The sequence below is a fragment of the Synechocystis sp. PCC 7509 genome (genome assembly GCF_000332075.2).
GTDB lineage: Bacteria > Cyanobacteriota > Cyanobacteriia > Cyanobacteriales > Chroococcidiopsidaceae > Aliterella.
In genome coordinates this window covers 900591-922282 of the sequence record NZ_ALVU02000001.1, presented here as the reverse complement: position 1 = coordinate 922282, position 21692 = coordinate 900591, and the positions used below count along the sequence as shown (strand labels likewise).

The following is a 21692-nucleotide window of genomic DNA, read 5'->3' as shown; positions in this document are numbered from 1 at the left end:
GACTGGTTTATATGGCTTTTAGGGCAGTATAAAAGCGGAAGTTAAAGGAGTGAATTAACCAACAAGGGCGCTCGCATTACAAAGCTAACGTTATCCTATCAAGGAACAACTGATAATAGTAATGTTTAAGCAATCCAACAATTAATTCTCAATTAGCAACCTCACTTTATACTGAGCCTAAACGAGGTATTTATGAAATTATTAACCAGCATTAGCTTATTGCTAGTTTTAGCTTGCCCTTACGGCATCAACGAAAGGGTACTTGCAAAACCGAATATACCTAGTTTTGCTACGGCTCAAAATAAAACTTCGGCTTTAGAAAGGGCGCTCAATCGCGATGACTTAAAAGCAGCAGTACCGCAAATAGAAGCAACTTGGGAAAACCAATACGAAGGTTATTTTAAAACTAACTTTGTCAATCGGACAATTAGCGATCGCGCTATTTCTGGTACTTTAAACAGATTAGCCCGAACTACAGGCAGAAAAACCGCCTTAATCTATTTACTTCCCGGACAGCAGCAGCTAGAAATAGTGGTGATTTTTCCAGGACGAAAACCAATCCATAGGCGCGTCAAACAAGCTAATAATCGAGCATTACTAGCTAAAGTTCAAGAATTTAGAAATGCTCTTACTATTCCTTCACAAAGAAACACTAACCGCTACTTGCCAGTATCTAAGCAGCTTTATCAGTGGATAATCGCACCAATTGAATCCGACTTAAAAGCCCAGAAAATAAACACGCTGATGTTTTGTGCTGGTGTTGGTTTGCGGACAATGCCTCTAGCGGCTTTACACGACGGCAAAAGGTTTTTAGTAGAAAAGTACGGTATCGGGCGCATACCTGCCTTCATATTAACTAATGCCACCTTCACCAGTGTCAAAAATGCACCAATTTTAGCTATGGGTGCATCAGAATTTAGCAGCCAAAATTCTTTACCCGCCGTTCCGGTAGAGTTATCGTTAGTTACCCAAAATCGCCGCCAAAACCGATCGTTTCTCAATCAAGAATTTACCCTAAATAATCTGCAATCCCAACTCCAACAGCAGCCTTTTCGGGTTCTTCATCTAGCAACCCACGCTAATTTTCAATCTGGAACCTCAAGCAATTCCTACGTCCAATTTTGGAATACAAGGTTGCAGCTAAACCAAATCAGACAGTTAGGTTGGCAAAAAATCCCTGTAGAATTATTAGTATTAAGCGCTTGCGAGACAGCTATAGGCGATCGCGATGCAGAATTAGGTTTTGCGGGGTTAGCGGTGGGTGCGGGGGTCAAATCAGCTATAGCTAGTTTGTGGTTTGTCAGTGATGAAGGGACTTTAGCCTTAATGTCCCAACTATATCCGCAGTTAAGAACATCGCCAACTAAAGCCGAAGCTTTAAGACAGGCGCAAATAGCGATGATTAGAGGACAAGTACGTTTAGAAAAAGGTCAGTTGCGGACGGTTAGAGGTAATATTAAACTCCCTCCTCAACTTACAGATTTGGGAAAACGAAATTTAGCTCATCCTTATTATTGGTCAGCTTTTACAATTGTTGGTAGTCCTTGGTAGCGATTTAATCTGTGCAATTTTCGTGTGACGGGATTGAGTAGATATGAGTGCGATCGCACTGTACCTTTAAATCATTAAGTCTTTAGCAACGCCAAATTCCGGCTCTCAATTTGACAGTTTAGAAACCTAAGTATAATCACATACTTAAGAATCGCTGTAGAGACGTTGTACTGCAACGTCTCTAGCATTGGTTTAAAGATTTCGTAAAATCATTTTCCTACCTTGTTTCAGCAACGCCTATTTTTATTCCTCTATTTTATAATGCTGACAATATCTAATTAATTTTATTAGGATTAAAGTAAAATACACTTGTATTAGTATGCAATACTAGGCTACCGGAAGTATTAAAGTTAACACGACCTAAAGATTGGAGTGCAGAAAAAAGTTGAGATTCCTGATTCATTATCAGGGGGTTGCAGGCTATTCTAGTTGCACCAAATGATTCTACAATAAGTTTATTATCAACTATTTTATAAGTACCACCAAAATTATTACAGCCCCCAGAGCCATTTATTTGATTATTTTTAAAGCTTAGATATATTTTCGATTCAGGTTCTACAATAGAACCTTGATTATCCCAATTTTTAAGAATCCAAGAAGAATTTTCTAAATTCATAGATTTGGAATTACAGGCTAATAAACTAGCACCAGAACTTAAAATGATTCCCATGATAATTGATGGGATTAAAAAAAGTTTTCGCATAATTTTTACAGAGCTATTTATAATTTTATAGACTCCTATTTCTTATTCCTGGTTCCAAGAATAAGAAATCATTTAATTACAGTAACCTTGTTGTTGGAGAGTTTGAGTACTGCCAGAAGGAGTAGAAGAGCATAGTGTGTTAAGTATTGAAGCTATATTACCAGCACCACGAGTACCGTAGGTAGCTAAAGGATACTGAGTATTTTGTCCAAATTGAGAAGAGTAATTATCTTTGGGTAAATTTGGATCGCTAGCACCCCAGGAAGTAACACCGACAATTACGTTAGGCACAGAAGAATTTCCAGCAGATGCACCACCAGAAAAAGCAGGAGACTGATATCCAAAATTAGTTACCCAGGCTCCACCACTAGATCCTCCAGTAAAATTACTACCTTGATAAATTTGTTTAGCACTACTAATTGTAGTTAAATAACCTGGTCCATCAGACCTTTGCATTATTCGACCTAAATCTAATAATCCTGGATATCCTGTGGTTGTAATAGCAGCAATGGGGATATTACCTGTACGACTAGAAGTAGTAAAAGAGTAGTTGTTCCAACCATAATTCATATATCCTGTTATGTCTCCAATAAATTGACCTGCGGAGTTTTTGCGTATGGCAATTACTGCTAGATCATTATTTCTTGCTGCACCACTTCCGGTATCTGTTCCATTAGCCCAAGAAGATGGTCTTACTAAAGATAACCAACTCCAACTTCCATAAGGAGCTATGGCATTATAATAAGAGGGTACAAAGGTAAAGTTTGAATAGATGCTACTACCACTACCAAACCCTTGAATACAATGGGCAGCAGTAACAATTATACTTCGACGAATTAGTGTAGCCGAACAATGAGCATTATTAGTGCCTACACTAAAAGCCAATCTTCCCATAGTACTATAAGGATAAGTAGCACTTAGGTAACCATTAGCATTGGAGCTTACAACGGAAGTTGGAAAATGAGATACCCTTTTGGAAGTATAGGGTACCCCATAGGAACCAAAAGCCCTAGGAGTAGAAGTAGAAGTAGAACTATTTATTAAATTATTATTAGGAATTTTTGCTTGGGAACTTATCCCAGGCGAAGCAGAATTTTGTCTAAATTCTGCTTCGCTTGTGGGAGCTAGATTAGGAAGATTTAATGGTGATAGATAATTTTTATGAGGTGCAGCATTTTTTATTGCTTCGGTAGACAATTGTTGTTGCTGTCCCTTTAGTATTACTGCCTCATCTCTATTTTGCCCCAGTGCTGTTTCTTGCCCTAAAACTGTTAGCACACCTAGGCTGACAACTAATTGGTGATATTTATTCATGGCTAAATTTACACCTTTGTGGTGTGTAATATTTGTTACTGATATAATCCAACTTTTATCTACAATAGTAAGAAACTTGGTATAAAAATTAACATAATGGGCTTAGAAAACAAAAACCCGTAACTTCTAACTTTGAAGAAAGTTCCGCAGACTACATTATCGTTACTTTAATTATTGGCACAGCAGGCGATCGCCCATTATTTACAGAAGTTCGCACAATAGAAGCTTTAACAACAACTTTAAACAAAGTAGGTTCAATGCGATCGGACTATTTGATGATGTTTGAATTAATCTGGAGTCCTCAAGTAGAAACCGATAGCCTTACCTATGATGAGTTGTTGACTGAATATACAAACATGGCTCAAATTGCCTAGTTGCTAGATGTTGTTGGTTAGATGTACCAATTGTGGCAACCAGATGTTGTATTGGTTTTGAAACCATGCAGAATCATTTTCACGCCAAAATAGGCTTTAAGGGCGAATAAGTTGAATAGAAATACCTAGATTGTAAGTTTGCCAAAGGCGATCGCCACTTAATGCTACGAATCCCAATAATTGAGCTAATGACAAACACGCTCGGTCGCCAAGAGATAAAGCAGGAGCTTGAAGACTAGCTGTAGCAACGGCTTGGTTGTAGTCAAAGTTTTGAAATTCTAAACCAAGCCCTTTTAAAGTTTGAGCTACTGGCTCTATGGCTAAACCTTTGTCGGACAATTTTTTTGCTACTTCCGACCAGTTTACCGCAGACATGATACAAGTTTCATTATTCAAAACTGCTTGTACTATATCCGCCCCTGGTTCATTATTGAGCAAGGCTAAAATTGCTGAGGCATCTAAAACATAATTACTCATTTTTTGCCTCTGTACGTCGCTCCTCAATTAATTCATCTACTAAAGAGGTGGGAGAATTAAAAGTAGAACGCAACCGCCTAAAAACATCCTCTGGCTGCTCTAAAACAATTTTTTTACCCTCTAAGCGAACTATCAACTTTGAGCCAGTAACTAAACCCAATTCCTGACGTAAATTTACTGGTATGACAACTCTACCTTGCTCATTGATACGGACTATTGCTTCTGTCATATTCATTAAACGATGTCATATTTTAGATATTATGACATATAAACTAACTACCAAACATTTGCAGGTTATGCAAGCTGGCGTATAGTCCCCCTTGTTGCAACAATTCCTCATGAGTACCTGACTCGATTAATTGTCCGCGTTTCAATACAAAAATTCGATCTACATTGCGAATAGTAGAGAGACGGTGAGCAATAACGATCGCAGTGCGTCCAATTAGCAATTTATCTAGCGCGTCTTGAATTAATGCTTCTGTACCCACATCTAAACTCGCTGTTGCTTCATCTAATACTAATATTGGTGGATTGCGAATAGCCGCCCGTGCAAAGGCTAGTAGCTGTTTTTGACCGCTAGAAAGGTTTGTCCCCCGCTCTCTTAGCTGAGTATCGTAGGTTTGGGGTAATTGTTCGATAAACTTGTCTACATTGGTTTTTTGGGCGGCGGCGCGAATTTCATCCATTGTGTAGGTATCACCCAAGGTAATGTTACTTTTCACATCACCCGCAAATAAGAAACCTTCTTGTAAAATTACCCCCATACGACGGCGTAGCTCGGATTGTGGCAAATCTCTTACATCTACCCCATCTACCAAAATACGTCCCCGACTAGGTTCGTACAGGCGACAGAGGAGACGAATAATTGAGCTTTTCCCCGCTCCGGTGGGCCCAACTAAAGCAATCTTTTCGCCAGGATTAATTGTAAAGCTTAAGTCTTTAATGATGTAATCGTCGTCTTTGTAGGCAAACCAGACATTTTCAAAGCGAATTTCGCCCATAGATATCATAGATGACTTCGCACTTTTCCCTTTTTCAGGATCTCTAATCTCAATCGGCTCGTCTAAAATATCGCTAACTCGCTCTACGGCGGTAAAACCTGCTTGAATAGCGGTGAATTTTTCGGCAAACTGGCGCAAAGGGTCAAATAATCGTTGTGCAAATAAGATAAACGTGGATAAACGCCCAATATCTAACTGTTGACGCAAGATAAATATTCCACCTAACCAGAGTACGGCAGCGATCGCCACTAAAGCAATCCATTCTAAAGTTGCCGATACGGCGGAATCATTAAAAATAGTTACATCTACTTCTTTGATATAGCGCTGGTTGGTAGTGCGAAACAACTCGGCGTTGAATCTTTCCCGGCGAAACAACTGCACTACATTAATGCCAACTATATTTTCTTGCAAAGTAGAGTTGAGCGCTGATAATTCTTCTCTAGCTTTGTAGTTTGCTTTGCGGTACTGCTGCTGAAAGTAAACAATTAACCCGGTAATTGGCAATAACATCAACACCAGCATCAAAGCTAATTGCCATTGCTCCCGAAACATAAATACAATGATTACCAGCATAGAAAATATATCGCTGACAATCCCAATCGCCCCTGTTGTAAAGACATCTCCCAACGCTTCAACGTCGCTAGTAAGACGGGTGATCAATTTTCCTACGGGAGTGCGATCAAAAAAACGTACCGCCAAAGAGGTAACGCGCTCAAATAAATCGTCTCGAATGTCTGCGGTAATTTGTTGCCCTACTTTTTGCACCAAATAGCCTTGAATCCCGGAAAATACTAGCCTAATTACAACAGTTAGTAGTAATAATCCTTCTAAAATCCCTAATCCTTGTGCTAAGGGGAGATTTCGCAAAAATTCATAGGTACTTGATTCCTTGCGAATTAAAGAAATTGCTTGTCCAATTACAATAGGTTGCAACGCTCCAGATATCGCTAAAGGTACGAGCAATAACATGGAAATTGTTAGCAAACGTCCGTGACGACGCGCATAAGGCACTAACCGGAGGAACAATCGCCAGTCGTTTTCCCTTGGCTTGCGACTTTCCAAAGGCGGTGTTGCAGGTGATACGCTTGTCATGAGCAGCCTAAATAGTAATTTTTGTAACTTTCTTATCTTTACATTTCCTTTAAGGTAGCGATCGCCTTTCCCCCTTGTCACCATGCTAGAGATTGACTTCGATATACTTACCTCAATCTCTACCGATTTTCAATAAAATAAGGTATGAATAAATTTAATGTATTTTTCCTAGCCACCTTATCTAGCCTCATCCCTTTTTCAGCACAGGCGCAACCTACAGCAAAGCTAACAGTTGTAATAGATGGATTAAGACATCAAACAGGGCAAGTTTGCTTAAGAATTTACTCAAACGAGCAAGGATTTCCGGGAAGTGCTAAAGGTATGGTGCAAAGCGGCTGTACTAAAATTACTGGAAACTCGGCAACGAAAGACTTTTACGGATTAAAACCCGGTAATTATGCCGTTTCTTTGTATGCAGACAAAAATAGCGACAGTAAGCTAAATACCAACTTTTTAGGTATTCCATCGGAAGGTTTTGGGATTTCTAATAATCCTAAAGTAAAAACTCGCGCTCCCAAGTTTAAAGAAGCAAGCTTTAATCTTAGCCAAAATAAAACTATCCTGATCACGATGCAATATTTATTTAAGTAGCATGGATAATTCTTTAATTAAAGTCGCCTCTATTTGTCGCCATCATGCCCAAAATCTTGCCACGCTTACCAGTGAGGAGAAAGATCGGGCAATAAATGCGATCGCACTTGCTTTAGAATCAGCAAAAGCCGAAATTATCGCCGCTAATGGGATTGATTGCCAAAACGCCGTCAGTGCAGGCATTCCCAAACCTTTATACAACCGCCTAAAATTAGACGAAGCCAAGCTAAACGATGCAATTGCCGGAGTTAGAGATGTAGCTAATTTAAGCGATCCTGTAGGTGCAATCCAAATTCACCGTCAATTAGATGACAATTTAATCCTCAAGCGCGTTACTTGTCCATTAGGGGTTTTAGGGGTTATTTTTGAAGCTAGACCCGACGCGGCTATTCAAATTTCTACTTTAGCGATTAAGTCAGGAAATGGCGTAATCCTCAAAGGTGGACAAGAGGCGATTCATTCTTGTCAAGCAATCTTAACAGCAATTCATACAGGACTAGCGCAAACAAACATTAGCCCCGAAGTTGTCCAGTTACTTACAACTAGAGAGGAAACTTTAGAACTCTTAAAGTTAGATAGGTATGTAGATTTAATTATCCCTAGAGGCTCTAACTCTTTTGTCCGCTTTGTGCAAAATAACACGCATATTCCCGTATTAGGTCACGCTGAAGGAATCTGTCATCTGTACGTGGATAAGGCGGCGGATGTGGCGAAAGCTGTAGAAATTGCTATTGATGCCAAAACCCAATATCCCGCCGCTTGCAATGCGATTGAAACTTTGCTTGTTCATACTGATATTGCAGCAGAATTTCTCCCCGTTATCGCCAAGGCTTTACAACAGCGCTTTGTAGAATTAAGGGGCGATGAACGTACTTGTAAAATTATTGATGTAGGCTTCGCTAATGATACCGACTGGGAGACAGAATACAGCGATTTAGTTTTATCAATTAAAGTAGTTGATTCTTTAACCGATGCGATCGCCCATATTAATTATTATGGCTCAGGACATACCGATGCGATCGCAACCGAAGATCCCACCACTGCAAATATTTTCCTATCTCAAGTTAACAGCGCTGGGGTTTATCACAACTGTTCTACGCGCTTTGCTGACGGCTTCCGCTATGGTTTTGGGGCTGAAGTGGGAATTAGTACCCAAAAGCTGCCTCCGCGCGGCCCAGTGGGCTTAGAAGGGTTAGTTACTTACAAGTATCAGCTTGTGGGAAATGGACAAATTGCCGCGACTTACACCGGGGTTGATGCTAAAGCTTTTAACCATCAAGATTTAGACTAAAGCTTTAAGTAATGCTTGGAGTTTTAGTTGAATTTCGGCTAATTCCTTATCGGGGTCAGAACCTTTGACAATTCCTGCTCCTGCGTACAGTCTAGCGCGATCGCCATCTATTAAAGCCGAACGAATACCAACAATAAATTCGCTATTTCCTTGGTAATCTACCCATCCTAAAGGTGCGGCGTATAATCCCCGTTCAAAATCTTCATAGCGTCGAATTTCCGCGCAAGCTAAATCTCTAGAAACTCCTGCAACGGCAGGGGTAGGGTGCAATTGTGCCACAATTTCTAAAGGATGCACATTAACGGGAATTTTTGCCTCTATTGGTGTCCACAAGTGTTGAATATTGCATAGTTGGCGCAAGCTGGGGGGTAATATATTTGCTTCTATTCCTAGCGCCTGTAAGTGTTGGGTGATAAAGTCTATAACTACTTTGTGTTCGCGTTTTTCTTTGTCGCTGTTTAGTAATAAGTTTGCTAAGTCTGCGTCTTCAACGGCGGTTTTTCCTCTGGGGGCGCTTCCTGCTAAAGCATCAATAACTAATTGGCGATCGCGTATACTGATTAAACGCTCTGGACTTGCACCGATAAAGTTTTGTCCTTTGCCATTGCTGGTGGAAAATACATAACAATTTGGGTGAATTTGCCGCAAATTATTTAAAGAGTTATATAAGCTGAAGTCTTTACCCGATAATACATCTAAGGTTTGAGCCAAAACAATTTTGTCTAGCTTTTTTTTGTGGATAGACTCCAGCGCCGATAAGATGGTTTGTTTGAATCTCTTGACATTCGAGACATCTTTTTTGATTAACTTGCCTGGTAGGTGATATTTATTTAATTGATCGTCCAAGCTGAGAATATTTTGAATATTGGTTTTTAAGTCGTCTAGTAGTAGTTCTAAGTTTGTCTTGGCATCAATTGCTACATTAGCAACCAATGTACAGAAGTCACTATTTTTTGTAATTTGCCAGCGCGGTAAAAACACTGTAGCGGCGGGAAAAGGATAATTTGCCTCGTTGTCGTCAAAAAAACTAAAACTACAGAAAAAACGCGGCGGTAAAGCAATATTATTAAGATTGCTAAAAATTACTGTCTTTGCCTGACAAGATTTGATAAACTCTTGAACTTTATTAAATCTATTTTTACCATGCAAATGTAATTGTGCGATCGCATCTATCGCCGCCGTTGCTTCTTGTTTGCCTTTATGTTCAAAATAAAAGTTTAGTTGCTGAACTTGGGCAATATTTTCAAAAATAACTAATGGATCTACTTGTTCAATTGCCACAGGTATGCTAACGAATTGCTGGCAACTATTGAGCAAACATTTTTGCTGGCAAGCTAAGAGAAATTGATAGAGTTTTTTGTAATCTAAAGCAAAACTGGTAATACAAGGTAGAACTGGCATGGATGTAAAAATAGTAAACTTTTTTAAACTTCCGTTCTTAAAAAGCGGCTTCTTGTGATGATATTCCTAGAGGTATCATATTGGAGCGACCTTTAGCCACTTAGTCAAAGATTAAGTTTTATGCTCATTGCTATACCTTTGTCTCTCCTGTAGTATATAAGTCCTAGCTATTATTAGTAAGATACCTTTATGTTACCGAATAACTGTACTATTTGAAAAATTAAGTTATAGAAAAACATCAATCAAAGGTTATTGAATCACCAACATTTTAAATTTAATTAATAGATCGAAACATTTTTTATTTTTACACTCGTTCTTGAACAAATAATCAATATATGACTACTGAATTAATTTCTTATCCAAAGCCTAATTTATGGATGGCAGCAATTAAGCCGCCGATGTATAGTGTAGCTATTATTCCTATTTGGGTAGGGACGGCGGTAGCTTTTGCCGAAACGAAAGTATTTGTTGGATGGCATTTTGCTACTTTTTTAATGTCAGCAATTTTGATTGTTGCTTGGATAAATCTTAGCAACGATGTGTTTGACTCTGAAACAGGAATCGATAAAAATAAAGCTCATTCCCTGGTAAATTTAACCGGAAACAAACAGCTAATATTTTGGTTGGGTAATTTGTTTTTAGGTGTGGGATTATTAGGAATAGGTGCGATCGCATTTTGGCAAAAAGACGTAACAATTATTGGCTTAATTATGTTGTGTTGCGGATTAGGATACACCTATCAAGGGCCACCTTTTCGCTTAGGATATCAAGGTTTAGGGGAAATTATTTGTTTTATTTGTTTTGGCCCCTTAGCTGTCGCCGCCGCTTACTACAGCCAAGCGCAAAGCCTTTCTATGACTAGCTTATCAGCTTCAGTTGTAGTAGGAGTTGCCACAAGTTTAATTTTATTTTGCTCTCACTTCCACCAAATAACCGACGACTTAGCCGCCGGAAAAAAATCGCCAATTGTACGTTTAGGTACTTTAAAAGCTGCTAATTTGTTACCTTGGCTGGGTGGAAGCATTTATTTACTAACAACGATGTTAGCAATTGTGGGAAACTTCCCAATTTGGACATTACTTATTTGGTTAAGTTGCCCTTTTGCAATTAAGTTAGTTCAGCACGTCCAAAAAAATCACGATCGCCCAGATATAGTTAGTAATTGTAAGTTTATTGCTGTAGCCTTACATTTTTGGAGTGGATTACTTTTGAGTTTGGGATTTATGCTTGGTTAATGTACCAATTTGCTTTTCAGCCTTATCAACGCCCCTTTAAACAACCTTTGCAAACAAGTCATGGCAAATGGGAAGTTAGGGAAGGAATAATTTTAAGTCTTACAGATAACTTAGGTAAAACCCATCAGGGAGAAATTGCCCCGATTAGCTGGTTTGGATCTGAAACTGTAAACCAAGCCCTTAATTATTGTCGTCAATTACCACCAGAAATTACCACAGAAACTATTTACACAATTCCTGATTCGCTCCCAGCTTGTCAGTTTGGCTTTGAGTCAGCTTTGGCGCTTAACAATCAAAATTCCCACCATTTAACCTACAGTGGCTTGCTAAGTGCCGGAAAAGCGGCATTACAACAATGGGGTAAGCTTTGGGAACAAGGTTATCGTACTTTTAAATGGAAAATTGGAGTTTACCCCATTGTTGAGGAATTAGAAATTTTTGCCGCCTTTACCCAAATTCCAAAACCTGTAAAATTGCGCTTAGATGCTAATGGCGGTTTGACTTACGACGAAGCTAATCTATGGTTGCAAAAAAGTGACAGTAGTAAATTAGTTGAATTTATCGAACAACCGCTAGGATTAGAACAGTTTGAGCAGATGCAGACATTGAGTAATTTATATAATACTGCGATCGCCCTTGATGAATCGGTGGCTACTTTTAATCAACTCCAAGCTTGTTATCAAAGGGGATGGCGAGGGATTTTTGTCATCAAACCTAGTATTGTTGGTTATCCTTCTCGCTTGCGTCAGTTTTGCCAAACTTACCCCATTGACGCTGTTTTCTCTTCCGCCTTTGAAACAGAAATTGGTAGAAACTCCGCCCTAAATTTAGCTGTTGAATTAGCTAATCCTCACCGCGCGGTAGGCTTTGGGATTGATAACTTTCTATCGCCGAATACTCCGGGGATCTAAAGCATCGCGCAACCCATCACCGAGCAAATTAAACGCCAATACCGTAAGAATAATTAATAATGCTGGGGGCCAAACTAACCAAGGTTGCAGCACCAAAATTGAGGCATTAGTTGCCAGCGACAGCATATTACCCCAAGAAGGATCGGGTTGCTGAATGCCCAAACCAATCAAACTAAGTACCGATTCTGCCACAATAAAGCTCGGCACGGCAAGAGTTGCAGAGATAATAATATAACTAGCAGTTTGGGGCAAAACGTGGCGGATAATAATGTAAAACGAATCGCCACCCATAGCTTTAGCTGCTTGGACAAATTCGCGCTCTTTAATTGATAGCACTTGTCCGCGAATTACCCTTGCCAAACCCGCCCAGGCAATAAAAGAAGTAATTAAGACAATTAAAATAAATTTTTCGCTACTACTCAATCCTGGGGGCAAAACCGCCGCTAAAGCAACTAAAAGGTACAAACTGGGAATAGTCATCAGCACTTCTACCAAGCGCATAATAATACTATCTGTCCAGCCGCCAAAGTAGCCAGAAATACCGCCCACAATCATACCCAAAGGGAAAGTAATCGCAATCCCTAGTAAGCCGATACTGAGACTAATTCGCCCACCATGCAATAATCGCGTAAATTGATCGCGCCCTTGTTCATCTGTACCCAAGAGATTAAACTTTGCGTCTCCCGATGTCCCAAATAAGTGCAGATTTCCAGGAATACCGCCAAATATTTCTACTTCTTGAAAAGTAGGAGGTAAAGGCAGACTGAACTTAAACATTTGATAGGGCGCACCAGTGACAAATAGCCGCAACCAGGCAGGTTTTTGACGATCTACAATTAATTTGCGATCGCCTGTTTCTAAATCTGTCTTACCCTGAGTTGTAGGATAAACATGAGGGCCAAAACCCGCCTCATCATTCCAATAAATTTGAGTAGGCGGTAATAAAGAGCCATTTGCTTGAGCATCGTAAGGATCGTAAGGTGCAACAAAATCCGCCGCAAATACTGATATATAGAAAATTAACAGCAATATTGCCCCAAATCGGGCTAAAGGATTTTTTTTCAGTCGTTGCCACCAATTCATTGCAGTTTCCTTTTTGCCAATTAAAGATAGATTAACGTATCTGGATAAGAAGATGCGATCGCCCGTGTTACTCAATCCTCTCATTGCAACAGCCAACAATTTAGTTAAAATTACTTTTGTAACTTATGGATTAAGTCACAGAATAAAAAGTGTTCTTACTGGCTTAAATAGTACAAATGTATTATAATGATCGTAAAAAGCTAGCTGGAATAGCCTCACACAAACCTTTATACTGAGGAGCATGATGAAAGCAGAGCTTCTCAAAAGATTTTTTAAAGCGATCGCCAGTTCAGATGTAGTGGCGATCGACAAATTGACGTACTTAGTAATTCAGGAGGAGCGGAAAAAAGGACATACGCTTCTAGCCGAACAGTTAGAAAACATTACCAAGAGCAACCAGCAAGATAATTTTACTAATCGTAGCCAGCCTACTTCCCTGATCCCAAAACAATTACAAACTTTTAGCGAACTACCAACTAGCAAGCGAAGTCTTTTGCCTCTAGTTACTATTATACAAAGAGAAAATCTACGGCATCATATGGTATTGCCGGAAAATATTGAAAAACGTTTCCGCCGCATTGAACGTGAGTATGCGGCAAGAGACAGACTTGCTCACTACGGGCTTCGTTATCGGCAAAAGATCCTATTATACGGTTCCCCAGGTTGTGGAAAGACATTAGGAGCCGAGCGTTTAGCCTGGAATACAGGTTTACCACTAATTAAAGTACGGTTTGATGCTATGGTTTCGTCTTATTTAGGAGAAACAGCTAGCAATTTGAGGCTTGTGTTTGAGGATGCAGCAAAATACCCCTGTTTATTGTTTCTTGATGAATGTGACTCTATTGCCAAGTCCCGCCAGGATAATCAAGAAGTAGGAGAGATCAAGCGAGTAGTGAATACATTTCTGCAAATTTTGGATGAATATGAACCATCGTCAGGTCTTCTGGTAGCTGCTACCAATCTCAATAAGTCTCTAGATACTGCACTCTGGCGACGATTTGATGACTTGATTGAAGTACCAAAACCAGGAGCAAAAGAGTTAGAAATTATCCTAAAAGATACATTATCTGCTGTTGAAATAGGTGCTATCAATTGGTTAGCGATCGTCAAGCAGATGGAAGGTTTTTCTGCGGCTCAAGTTGTGCGGGTTGCACAAGATGCAGCTAAAAGAGCAATTCTTGAACGAGAAGATTTGGTTATTCAGGAACATTTAGAAGAAGCGATTAAAGAAAGTAAAGTGTCCTGGAATTAAGTTTTTGGTGTGTGGAGAAGTAAATGGTAGAACGGGCTAATAAATTTCCCCATATTCAGCTTAGTCTTGTAAGAACAGGATCTGCTGAACTTTCTAGAGGAGGCGCTAGGCAACAAAATCCTCGAACTACTGAAAATTTTGGTAATCGTCAAGGACATGGCAGTAGGTTAAAAAACTCTATAGAATCCATAATATTTTATTGGCAAGACACTCAAGAAAAACGAGAGCAAGAAGCAAAACCTCCCCTCCCCAATGCCAAACCGCTTATTTTAAAAATTGATCCCTCTGCTTTCGATCCAGCAAGTTTAAAATCCTATGGTATTGAATTAATTGCTGAACTAGAAGATGGATATATTATTGGTGCGTCTGCTGATATAGAACTAAGCGAATTACAAAAAAAGATAGAAAAATTTATTAACGAAGAACAACGATCGGGTAAAGTTGGCGAGATATGGGAATTACTGGAGGGGGATAAACTACCAGAATACATTTTGTCACCTGACTTGCTCAGTGAGTGGGATAAAATTAACGGTCAGCAAATCTATACTGTGGATGTAGGAATTGCTTGTATAGGGATTAAATCAAAATTACCTAACTACCCAGAGGAAACAGATAGCGACACAAAAGAAACCTACTCTAAAAAAATTATAAATTGGATAAATAAACGGGATCTTACCTATCAAGAATGGGATGATTTAAAATCACAAAGAGAGGATGAATTAACAAAGTTTGTTAGTTTATATCAAGGAGAAATATTAAATATAGTTGACGGGATTGTTCCCAGTTCTGCTGAATTATCAGATAGTTTTTCCTGTCGAGTTCAAATTTCCGGTAATGGATTAAAAGATTTAGTTTCTAACTTCCCGTATGTTTTTGATGTTAGTGAACCAGATAAATTTGTTGAGCATCTTCAGCCAATAAGCTTGCATAACAACGCTTCTCCTCCATTTCAACTTGAACCACCAGAACCAGATGCTCCAAAAGTATGTATTATAGATAGTGGCATTCAAGAGGGGCATTCTCTTCTTAAAGCAGCAATTGATTCGCAAAACTCAAAATCTTGGATTCCTGGAGAAATTGATAAAACTGCTGATTATGTCAATAATGGAGGACACGGAACTAGAGTAGCAGGTGCAGTGCTTTATCCTAGAAATATACCTCGTAGTGGAAGGGAAAAAGCTGTTTGTTGGATACAAAATGCTAGAGGATTAGATAAAGATTGTAAGTTACCTGACAAGTTATTCCCACCAAATTTGTTAGGGGATATTGTAGATTTTTACAACAATAGAACGAATACAAGAATTTTTAATCATTCTATTACTGGGGCTGTTCCTTGTGGAACTCAGTGTATGAGTGCGTGGGCAGCAACTATTGATAATCTGACATGGCAAAGGGATATTCTTTTTATCGTAGCAGCCGGAAACTTACCTATAAACAACAAAGTAGGCGCGACAAGGCTCTCTATTAGCGAACATCTTGCAGCTAATCGACCATACCCAGATTATTTATTTGAAAAATCATGCAGAATTGCTAACCCTGCCCAAAGTTTTCAAGCTTTGACTGTTGGCTCCATTTCTTCAGCTTCATATCACGTACCACCTTATTCTTCGATTGCAGAACAAGATAAACCATCAGCTTTTTCCTGCTCTGGGTTAGGACTTTGGGGTACGATCAAACCGGAAGTAGTTGAATATGGCGGAGATTTAGTAAAAGATGAAAGTATCCCACCTAACCTTATTTACCCTACAAATGTTTGTCCTGAATTGGTACGGTCAACTTTAAGTGGTGGTTCAGCCTTTGACTCAGACAATATTGGCACATCATTTGCTGCGCCAAAAGTTAGCTATATTGCAGCGTGTCTCGCGGCTGAGTTACCAAAGGAAAGTTGCCTTCTTTATCGAGCGTTAATAGTACAATCAGCTAGGTGGTCAGCATGGGCAATGGAACAGAATGCTGACAAACTGCAAGTTATTCGTCAAATGGGTTATGGTCTGGTTAACCTTAAACGGGCTTTGAGTAATTCTCCTCACCGCATTACGTTGATGACAACAGCAGAACCATCACTTAAAGCTGGACAGGCTCATGTTTATCAGGTCAAGCTACCAGAACAATTGCGATCGCAGGGAGAGGCTTTTGATATCTTGGTAGAAGTTACACTATCTTACAAAGCACAACCACGCCGAACTCGTAGAAACCGTAGAAAGTATCTTTCTACTTGGCTTGACTGGGATTGCAGTAAAAAAGGAGAAGATTCAAAAAGGTTTCTAGCGAGGATTTTACAAGAGTATGATGCTCCAGAAGATGCTGAGAAAGGAGAAGGATTGTTTAAATGGACTCTGGGTAAGCAAAATAATCACGGAACAGTTAGAGGTGTATCTAGAAGCGCAGGTACTATCCAGAAAGATTGGGCTACTTTAAAGTCATTTGAGCTAACCGAAGCGTTTTGTCTAGCAGTAGTTGGACATGAAGGTTGGAACAACGATCCAGACGCGCAAGTTCCATACTCGCTTGTCGTTAGTTTTGAGGCAGTAGAAAATAATATTCCAATTTATGCTGCACTTATTGAGGCGCAAGTTGAGATAGAAGTTAAGCAACAGATAGAAAGTTATTAGGCGATCGCACTTTACCACTTCAATAAAAATATGCAATCGCCTATTACTTATCATGCCAATTATTCTAAATACTCAGTTTTGCACAAAGTTTGGCGATGGATTTCATGGGTAGATATAGCTTTAAAGGATCTTGCTTAAACTGTTGGAAGCCATATTTGAGATAAAAGCCCGAAGCTTTTTCATCTAAGGATTCTGCGACTACAGCTAAAGATGCAATTTGCAAGGATACATCTAGAGATTTTTTGAGAGCATCCACCAGCAGCAACTCACCAAATCTATTACCTTTGTATTTATTATCAACGGCAAGGCGACCTAACAATGTAGCTGGCAATAATGGGTAACGAGGTAAGTTTTTGGCAAAATCTTCGTTTAGAGCTTTAACTTCAACAGTGTAGGATGAGAGCGTGTAGTAAGCCAAAACATTAGTTTCAGGCTCATTAATTAAGACAAACACCGTTGATACTCGTCTTTTGAGATCCTGAGATGCTTGTTTGCTTACATAGCTGTCTAAACTATCTATCCCACAACAGAAGCCTGAACGAGAATGCCTACGGCTTTCAAATAGCTCAATTTTGAATCCCATTAAACTGACATTATTTGCTTGTAGCGTAAAGCCGCCGCCTGCAAAGCATCATTAGGTTGGGGAGGATTGAGCAGCGCATTGACAAAAGCAATACTATCTTCAGCACTGAGTTTAAGTGTTTGATGTTTCTCAATCACTCTGTAAGCTTCTGCTTGAGCGCTTGCAGCAACAAAATCGGTTAGGGTACGCCCTTCTAAATCTGCTGCTTTTTGCAAAAGAGCTTTAGTTTCTGGACTAACACGAGCCTCAAGCCGTGCTATTAATTTTTGCTGGGGTGCAATCTCCATATTAGTAAAATAGAAATCTGTGTAAGCTGATAGCTTTAATTGTATACGGCAATTTGCCGTATATGAAATTATCACTCAAAAAACCGCCCTACAGTACAAGCAAAATCTGGTAACAAGGGCGAAATTAATTCATTCTCACTTGTCAGCGTTGCTACTAATACTAAGGCGGCATTTTCGCGGCGATAAATCTCCACTGTTTCCAACCGCCAGTCTACAATCCAATACTCTTGTACTCCTCTTAAAGAATAGAGTTTTAATTTAGCTTCCCTGTCTCGACGCTCTTGTTCTGCACCGGGGGATAATACTTCTACAACTAATTCTGGTGCGCCCGTCAAAGGTCCCGCATCGTCTAGCAAAACTGCTAATCGTTCGTTACTAGCCCAAGCTATATCGGGAATTACGTTGTCGCTATCTGTAAAGATGATGCCAGGATTGATAGTAGCCCGCCCTAAGCCTTTATCTCTTGACCAATGTTCTAATTCAAAGCAAATATTGCCACAAGTAGTTTGATGTGTCCAATGGGGCGCTTTGGTCACAAACAATTCTCCGTCAACAATTTCATAGCGAGTACCTTCATTGCTGTTGGCTAAAAGTTCTATGTCTTTTGTAGTCCAGCGCACTCTATCGGTTGTAGTCTGGCTCATGGCGAAACTCTTTATCCTGGCATTCTTATCTTCTAGGATAATGCACTTAGCTTGTTGCTATTTGTACTCTATTATTTGCGTGGGCATTAATCGCGATGCAAACTCGACTACATGAGTTTTTAAACCCATATTTTTTATAGCGTTAGCACATTCTAAGCCTAATAAATCACCACCAATTACTACCCCAGCTTGGCAATTTTTGGTATACGCAGACATGGCTTTCAAGTCTTCAATCGTGCGATAAAAAATGTCCCGGCGGTATCTTTGCCTTTAATGGGCGGGACAAAAGGAAAAGAACCTGTCGCTAATACTAATTTATCGTAACTAATTGCTAAAGCGTTAGCACTATGAACTACTTTTTGTTGACGTTCGATCTCTATTGTGCGATCGCCTATATGAATTTTAATATTATTTTCTTGATATAAGCCCGGTGTAACTAAAGTTAAGTCTGCGGCGGTTTTACCGGAAAAATAGCCACTTAAATTTACTCGCTCGTAGGCTACGCGCGGTTCTTCGCAAAATATTATAATATTTCAAGAATCCTTTGCACCAGTGGCAATAATTTCCTCTATAAACTTATGCCCTACCATGCCATTTCCAACTACAACAAGGTTTTTTTGGCTGTAATTGATTTAGGCACATTAGTTTTTTATGATCCTAGATAAGACATTCAAAATAATTCCCTAATTAATTTGTATTAAAGACAACAAAAACCTCATAATTGATGCAGAATTTGAGATTTATTAATTCAATTTCTGCATTTAATTAATTTTTAATCGATTTTAATTGCTCAAATAGCTGAGAGACTTTATCCAAGTCTTTGTCTCCAGGATTTCGTTCCACACCGCTAGATAAATCAATTCCGTTAGGTTTTACTTGACTTAAAGCCTCAACTATATTGTTGGGGGTCAAACCTCCAGCTAGTAACCAAGCACATTTAGGTTTAAATTCTTGCAAAGTATCCCAATCTAAAGTTTTCCCTGTACCGCCTAATTGTTGAGGATGATAGGCATCAAGTAATAAAGTATCAACGTAACTTGTATAAATATCTACTTCTTTTAGCGCTTGGGAGTTTTTCACCCTGAGCGCTTTGATAATTTCTACCTTGGGCAAAACTTGGCGAAGCTGGGCGCAAAAATCTGGGGATTCGTCGCCGTGTAACTGTACCCCGGTTAAACCACCCTCCGCGACTATCTGGTTTATTTGGGCAATGGTACTATTAGCAAAAACACCTATACACCCTACATTGTCTGGGATTAGTTCTGTGACTGCTAGAATCTGCCCAGAGGTGACATAGCGAGGTGAAGCTGGTACGCAGATAAAACCAAGGGCGTTAGCACCTATGGAAGCGATCGCTTTTCCTTGGTCTGGTTTTGTAATCCCACAAATTTTGACTCGCATTGCAATTCTTATCAAATCTTTAATTAACTTTTAAAACAGATTTTGGTTTTATGCCAGTCTATTTTGATAATAAGTTGTTAATATCCTTGTTTTCGGGAGGAATACACCTTGCTTAATTTGATGTTACTAGCCGCAGTCCAGCCAACAGTTCCTGACACTGTACGATGGAGCTGGACGGGAACAGCGATTATTGTAGGTATTAGCTTAGTAATCTTGTTTATTGCGGGTAGAACTATTCGCTATCCTCAAGCTGGCCCTAAAATGCCTTTACCATTCCCGGCGCTGTTCAACAATCCTAGCGTTGGTACGTTTTTAGCTTCAATGAGCTTTGGTCATATTATCGGTATTGCTACCGTTTTGGGACTAACAAATATCGGTGCATTGAAGTAAAAAATTTTAACTAGACTTCTTGTACGAATCAAGGATTGCCCCCTCTAAATCGCCCAAGTCTGGGGGAATTGAGATCCAGTTCCCCCAGACTTGGGGGTCAAGGGGGCGAAAGATTATTTACGCAGAAAGTCTAATGTAGGGGCGCATTTCTGCGCCCTTTATTGATTAAACTTTTGCAAGTACGGATTATGCGAACGGTTAGCCGTCGCCCTGTTAAAGGGCAATTGTCTATTCTAGAAGTTACAGGTTAATATGTCCGTCGCCTGGAAATATTTAGTTATAGGAAAATGCCATGCAAACAGGTTGGCGAGTTGGATCTTTATTTGAAATCCCTTTATTTTTAGATCCGCTATGGTTTGGGATTTTAGCGATCGCTACAGTAAATTTTGGCGTTGCTTACACTCAATGGGGAAGCGTACTATCTTGGAGTGCAGGGCTAGTAATGGCTTTAATGCTGTTTGGTTCAGTATTATTGCACGAACTCGGTCATAGTTTAGTAGCACAACAGCAGGGAATTAAAGTTAAATCAATTACTTTATTTTTCTTTGGTGGAATCGCCGCAATTGAAGAAGAATCAAAAACTCCAGGAGGCGCGTTTCAAGTTGCGATCGCCGGACCCGCCGTTAGTATTGGATTATTTGTAATTTTGACGCTGCTTAGTATTGCCTTACCAAGCGGTAGTTTAGTCAGTGCCATGACTGGGGATTTAGCCAAAATCAACATCGTATTAGCCTTGTTTAACCTCATTCCGGGCTTACCTTTAGATGGCGGACAAGTATTGAAAGCGGCAGTATGGAAAGTTACAGGCGATCGCTTTAAAGCTGTACATTGGGCAGCACGGGCGGGGTTAGTTTTAGGTTGGAGTGCGATCGCGGCGGGTTTAGCCATAGACTTTTTTACAGGCGAATTAATTACTGGCTTATGGATTGCTTTACTTGGTTGGTTTGGGATTCGTAATGCCAACGCCTATAACAGCGTGACTTCCTTGCAAGAAATTTTGCTGAAGTTGGTAGCTAGTGATGCCGTTAGCAGCGATTTTCGGGTCATTGATGCCGATCAAAGCCTGCGTTCTTTTGCAGATACCTATTTACTCCAAACCACCGCCCCAGAGGTCTATTTTGCCGCTTCTGAGGGCAGATACCGAGGCACAGTGTCAATAGATGATTTACGGGCGGTAGAGCGTAGCGAGTGGGAAAATAAAACTTTGCACGATATATTGCATCCTTTAACCGACGTTCCCTCCGTTACAGAATCTACACCGCTAGTCGAAGTAATTAATCGGCTAGAAACCCAGCAATTGCCAAGAATTATAGTTCTTTCTCCCGCCGACGCGGTAGCAGGGATAATAGATCGTGGTGATATTGTTAGGGCGGTAGGTGCAAAGCTGCAAAAGCCCTTTTCCGAAGCTGATATCAAGCGGATTAAGGATGATGGTAGTTTTCCGCCTAGTTTACAATTAGGTGCGATCGCCAAATCTACAAAAAGCTAGACATTGCTGA

At 39.8% G+C, this 21692-nt stretch carries 22 protein-coding genes and 1 pseudogene; 10 read left to right on the top strand and 13 right to left on the bottom strand.

The features are described 5' to 3' along the window. Positions 1-192 precede the first annotated feature (192 nt). Positions 193-1551, top strand: coding sequence for a CHAT domain-containing protein (locus SYN7509_RS0204740; RefSeq protein ID WP_009633124.1), 1359 nt, complete (start codon positions 193-195; stop codon positions 1549-1551). A 274-nt stretch (positions 1552-1825) separates the two neighbouring features. On the opposite strand, the gene SYN7509_RS0204735 is transcribed toward SYN7509_RS0204740, so the two are convergent. Next, a complete protein-coding gene (locus SYN7509_RS0204735; RefSeq protein ID WP_009633123.1) occupies positions 1826-2254 on the bottom strand; it encodes an META domain-containing protein in 429 nt (142 codons plus the stop codon). A gap of 72 nt (positions 2255-2326) precedes the next feature. Continuing rightward, positions 2327-3568, bottom strand: a complete 1242-nt coding sequence (locus SYN7509_RS0204730) for a trypsin-like serine peptidase (RefSeq protein WP_009633122.1) — start codon at positions 3566-3568, stop codon at positions 2327-2329. A gap of 113 nt (positions 3569-3681) precedes the next feature. Here SYN7509_RS0204730 and SYN7509_RS28260 point away from each other — a divergent pair. Further along, positions 3682-3942, top strand: a pseudogene (locus tag SYN7509_RS28260) (DUF1517 domain-containing protein); the annotation flags it as partial. Positions 3943-4038: 96 nt separating this feature from the next. Here the strand turns inward: SYN7509_RS28260 and SYN7509_RS0204720 are convergent. Genes SYN7509_RS0204720 through SYN7509_RS0204710 form a run of 3 tightly spaced genes read right to left on the bottom strand, consistent with a single transcriptional unit; the run spans position 4039 to position 6512 of the window. Next, positions 4039-4419 carry a type II toxin-antitoxin system VapC family toxin gene (locus SYN7509_RS0204720; RefSeq protein WP_009633120.1) on the bottom strand — a complete coding sequence of 127 codons (381 nt, stop codon included), beginning with the start codon at positions 4417-4419 and terminating at the stop codon, positions 4039-4041. After that, positions 4412-4648: an AbrB/MazE/SpoVT family DNA-binding domain-containing protein gene (locus SYN7509_RS0204715; RefSeq protein ID WP_148297927.1), complete on the bottom strand. Its 237-nt coding sequence runs from the start codon at positions 4646-4648 to the stop codon at positions 4412-4414. The genes SYN7509_RS0204720 and SYN7509_RS0204715 overlap by 8 nt, the downstream gene beginning before the upstream one ends. A gap of 43 nt (positions 4649-4691) precedes the next feature. Continuing rightward, positions 4692-6512: an ABC transporter ATP-binding protein gene (locus tag SYN7509_RS0204710; RefSeq protein ID WP_009633118.1), complete on the bottom strand. Its 1821-nt coding sequence runs from the start codon at positions 6510-6512 to the stop codon at positions 4692-4694. Positions 6513-6656: 144 nt separating this feature from the next. Between SYN7509_RS0204710 and SYN7509_RS0204705 the strand changes: the two genes are divergently transcribed. After that, a complete protein-coding gene (locus SYN7509_RS0204705) occupies positions 6657-7103 on the top strand; it encodes a DUF2141 domain-containing protein (RefSeq protein ID WP_009633117.1) in 447 nt (148 codons plus the stop codon). A 1-nt stretch (position 7104) separates the two neighbouring features. Next, positions 7105-8394, top strand: a complete 1290-nt coding sequence (locus SYN7509_RS0204700) for a glutamate-5-semialdehyde dehydrogenase (RefSeq protein ID WP_009633116.1) — start codon at positions 7105-7107, stop codon at positions 8392-8394. On the opposite strand, the gene SYN7509_RS0204695 is transcribed toward SYN7509_RS0204700, so the two are convergent. Beyond that, a complete protein-coding gene (locus SYN7509_RS0204695) occupies positions 8386-9795 on the bottom strand; it encodes an isochorismate synthase (protein WP_009633115.1) in 1410 nt (469 codons plus the stop codon). The genes SYN7509_RS0204700 and SYN7509_RS0204695 overlap by 9 nt on opposite strands. Positions 9796-10130: 335 nt before the next feature. Between SYN7509_RS0204695 and menA the strand changes: the two genes are divergently transcribed. Together menA and SYN7509_RS0204685 are read left to right on the top strand one after the other, a co-directional pair. Continuing rightward, the gene (gene menA / locus SYN7509_RS0204690; RefSeq protein WP_009633114.1) at positions 10131-11030 is read left to right on the top strand and encodes a 2-carboxy-1,4-naphthoquinone phytyltransferase; all 900 of its coding nucleotides are present in this window, start codon (positions 10131-10133) and stop codon (positions 11028-11030) included. Then, positions 10988-11941 (top strand): o-succinylbenzoate synthase, encoded by a 954-nt coding sequence (locus tag SYN7509_RS0204685; RefSeq protein ID WP_227501471.1) that lies wholly within the window; start codon positions 10988-10990, stop codon positions 11939-11941. Before menA ends, SYN7509_RS0204685 begins: the two co-directional genes overlap by 43 nt. On the opposite strand, the gene SYN7509_RS0204680 is transcribed toward SYN7509_RS0204685, so the two are convergent. Next, entirely contained in the window at positions 11915-13024 is a 1110-nt protein-coding gene (locus tag SYN7509_RS0204680; RefSeq protein ID WP_009633112.1) for an ABC transporter permease, read from the bottom strand. The two genes, SYN7509_RS0204685 and SYN7509_RS0204680, sit on opposite strands and share 27 nt — an antisense overlap. Positions 13025-13265: 241 nt before the next feature. Here SYN7509_RS0204680 and SYN7509_RS0204675 point away from each other — a divergent pair, with 241 nt between their 5' ends. Both SYN7509_RS0204675 and SYN7509_RS0204670 read left to right on the top strand, forming a co-directional pair. Beyond that, the gene (locus SYN7509_RS0204675) at positions 13266-14276 is read left to right on the top strand and encodes an ATP-binding protein (RefSeq protein ID WP_227501470.1); all 1011 of its coding nucleotides are present in this window, start codon (positions 13266-13268) and stop codon (positions 14274-14276) included. 23 nt (positions 14277-14299) lie between these two features. Continuing rightward, entirely contained in the window at positions 14300-16888 is a 2589-nt protein-coding gene (locus tag SYN7509_RS0204670; protein WP_009633109.1) for a S8 family peptidase, read from the top strand. Between the two features lie 64 nt (positions 16889-16952). On the opposite strand, the gene SYN7509_RS0204665 is transcribed toward SYN7509_RS0204670, so the two are convergent. The 6 genes from SYN7509_RS0204665 to SYN7509_RS0204645 form a co-directional block, all read right to left on the bottom strand. After that, positions 16953-17471 (bottom strand): N-acetyltransferase, encoded by a 519-nt coding sequence (locus SYN7509_RS0204665; RefSeq protein WP_009633108.1) that lies wholly within the window; start codon positions 17469-17471, stop codon positions 16953-16955. After that, positions 17471-17833 (bottom strand): type II toxin-antitoxin system TacA family antitoxin, encoded by a 363-nt coding sequence (locus SYN7509_RS0204660; protein WP_227501469.1) that lies wholly within the window; start codon positions 17831-17833, stop codon positions 17471-17473. Before SYN7509_RS0204660 ends, SYN7509_RS0204665 begins: the two co-directional genes overlap by 1 nt. After that, positions 17830-18402 (bottom strand): Uma2 family endonuclease, encoded by a 573-nt coding sequence (locus tag SYN7509_RS0204655; protein WP_009633106.1) that lies wholly within the window; start codon positions 18400-18402, stop codon positions 17830-17832. Before SYN7509_RS0204655 ends, SYN7509_RS0204660 begins: the two co-directional genes overlap by 4 nt. A 57-nt stretch (positions 18403-18459) precedes the next feature. After that, positions 18460-18618, bottom strand: a complete 159-nt coding sequence (locus tag SYN7509_RS31225; RefSeq protein ID WP_009633105.1) for an NAD-binding protein — start codon at positions 18616-18618, stop codon at positions 18460-18462. Between the two features lie 5 nt (positions 18619-18623). Further along, positions 18624-18926, bottom strand: a complete 303-nt coding sequence (locus SYN7509_RS31640; protein ID WP_369792304.1) for an FAD-dependent oxidoreductase — start codon at positions 18924-18926, stop codon at positions 18624-18626. A gap of 241 nt (positions 18927-19167) precedes the next feature. Continuing rightward, positions 19168-19809 (bottom strand): phosphoribosylanthranilate isomerase, encoded by a 642-nt coding sequence (locus tag SYN7509_RS0204645; RefSeq protein ID WP_202807269.1) that lies wholly within the window; start codon positions 19807-19809, stop codon positions 19168-19170. A 102-nt stretch (positions 19810-19911) separates the two neighbouring features. On the opposite strand from SYN7509_RS0204645, the gene psaK reads away from it, so the two are divergent. Next, positions 19912-20193, top strand: a complete 282-nt coding sequence (psaK, locus tag SYN7509_RS0204640; protein ID WP_028954103.1) for a photosystem I reaction center subunit PsaK — start codon at positions 19912-19914, stop codon at positions 20191-20193. A gap of 292 nt (positions 20194-20485) precedes the next feature. Continuing rightward, on the top strand, positions 20486-21682 hold the full coding sequence (locus SYN7509_RS0204635) for a site-2 protease family protein (RefSeq protein WP_009633102.1): 1197 nt from the start codon (positions 20486-20488) through the stop codon (positions 21680-21682). Positions 21683-21692: the final 10 nt, after the last annotated feature.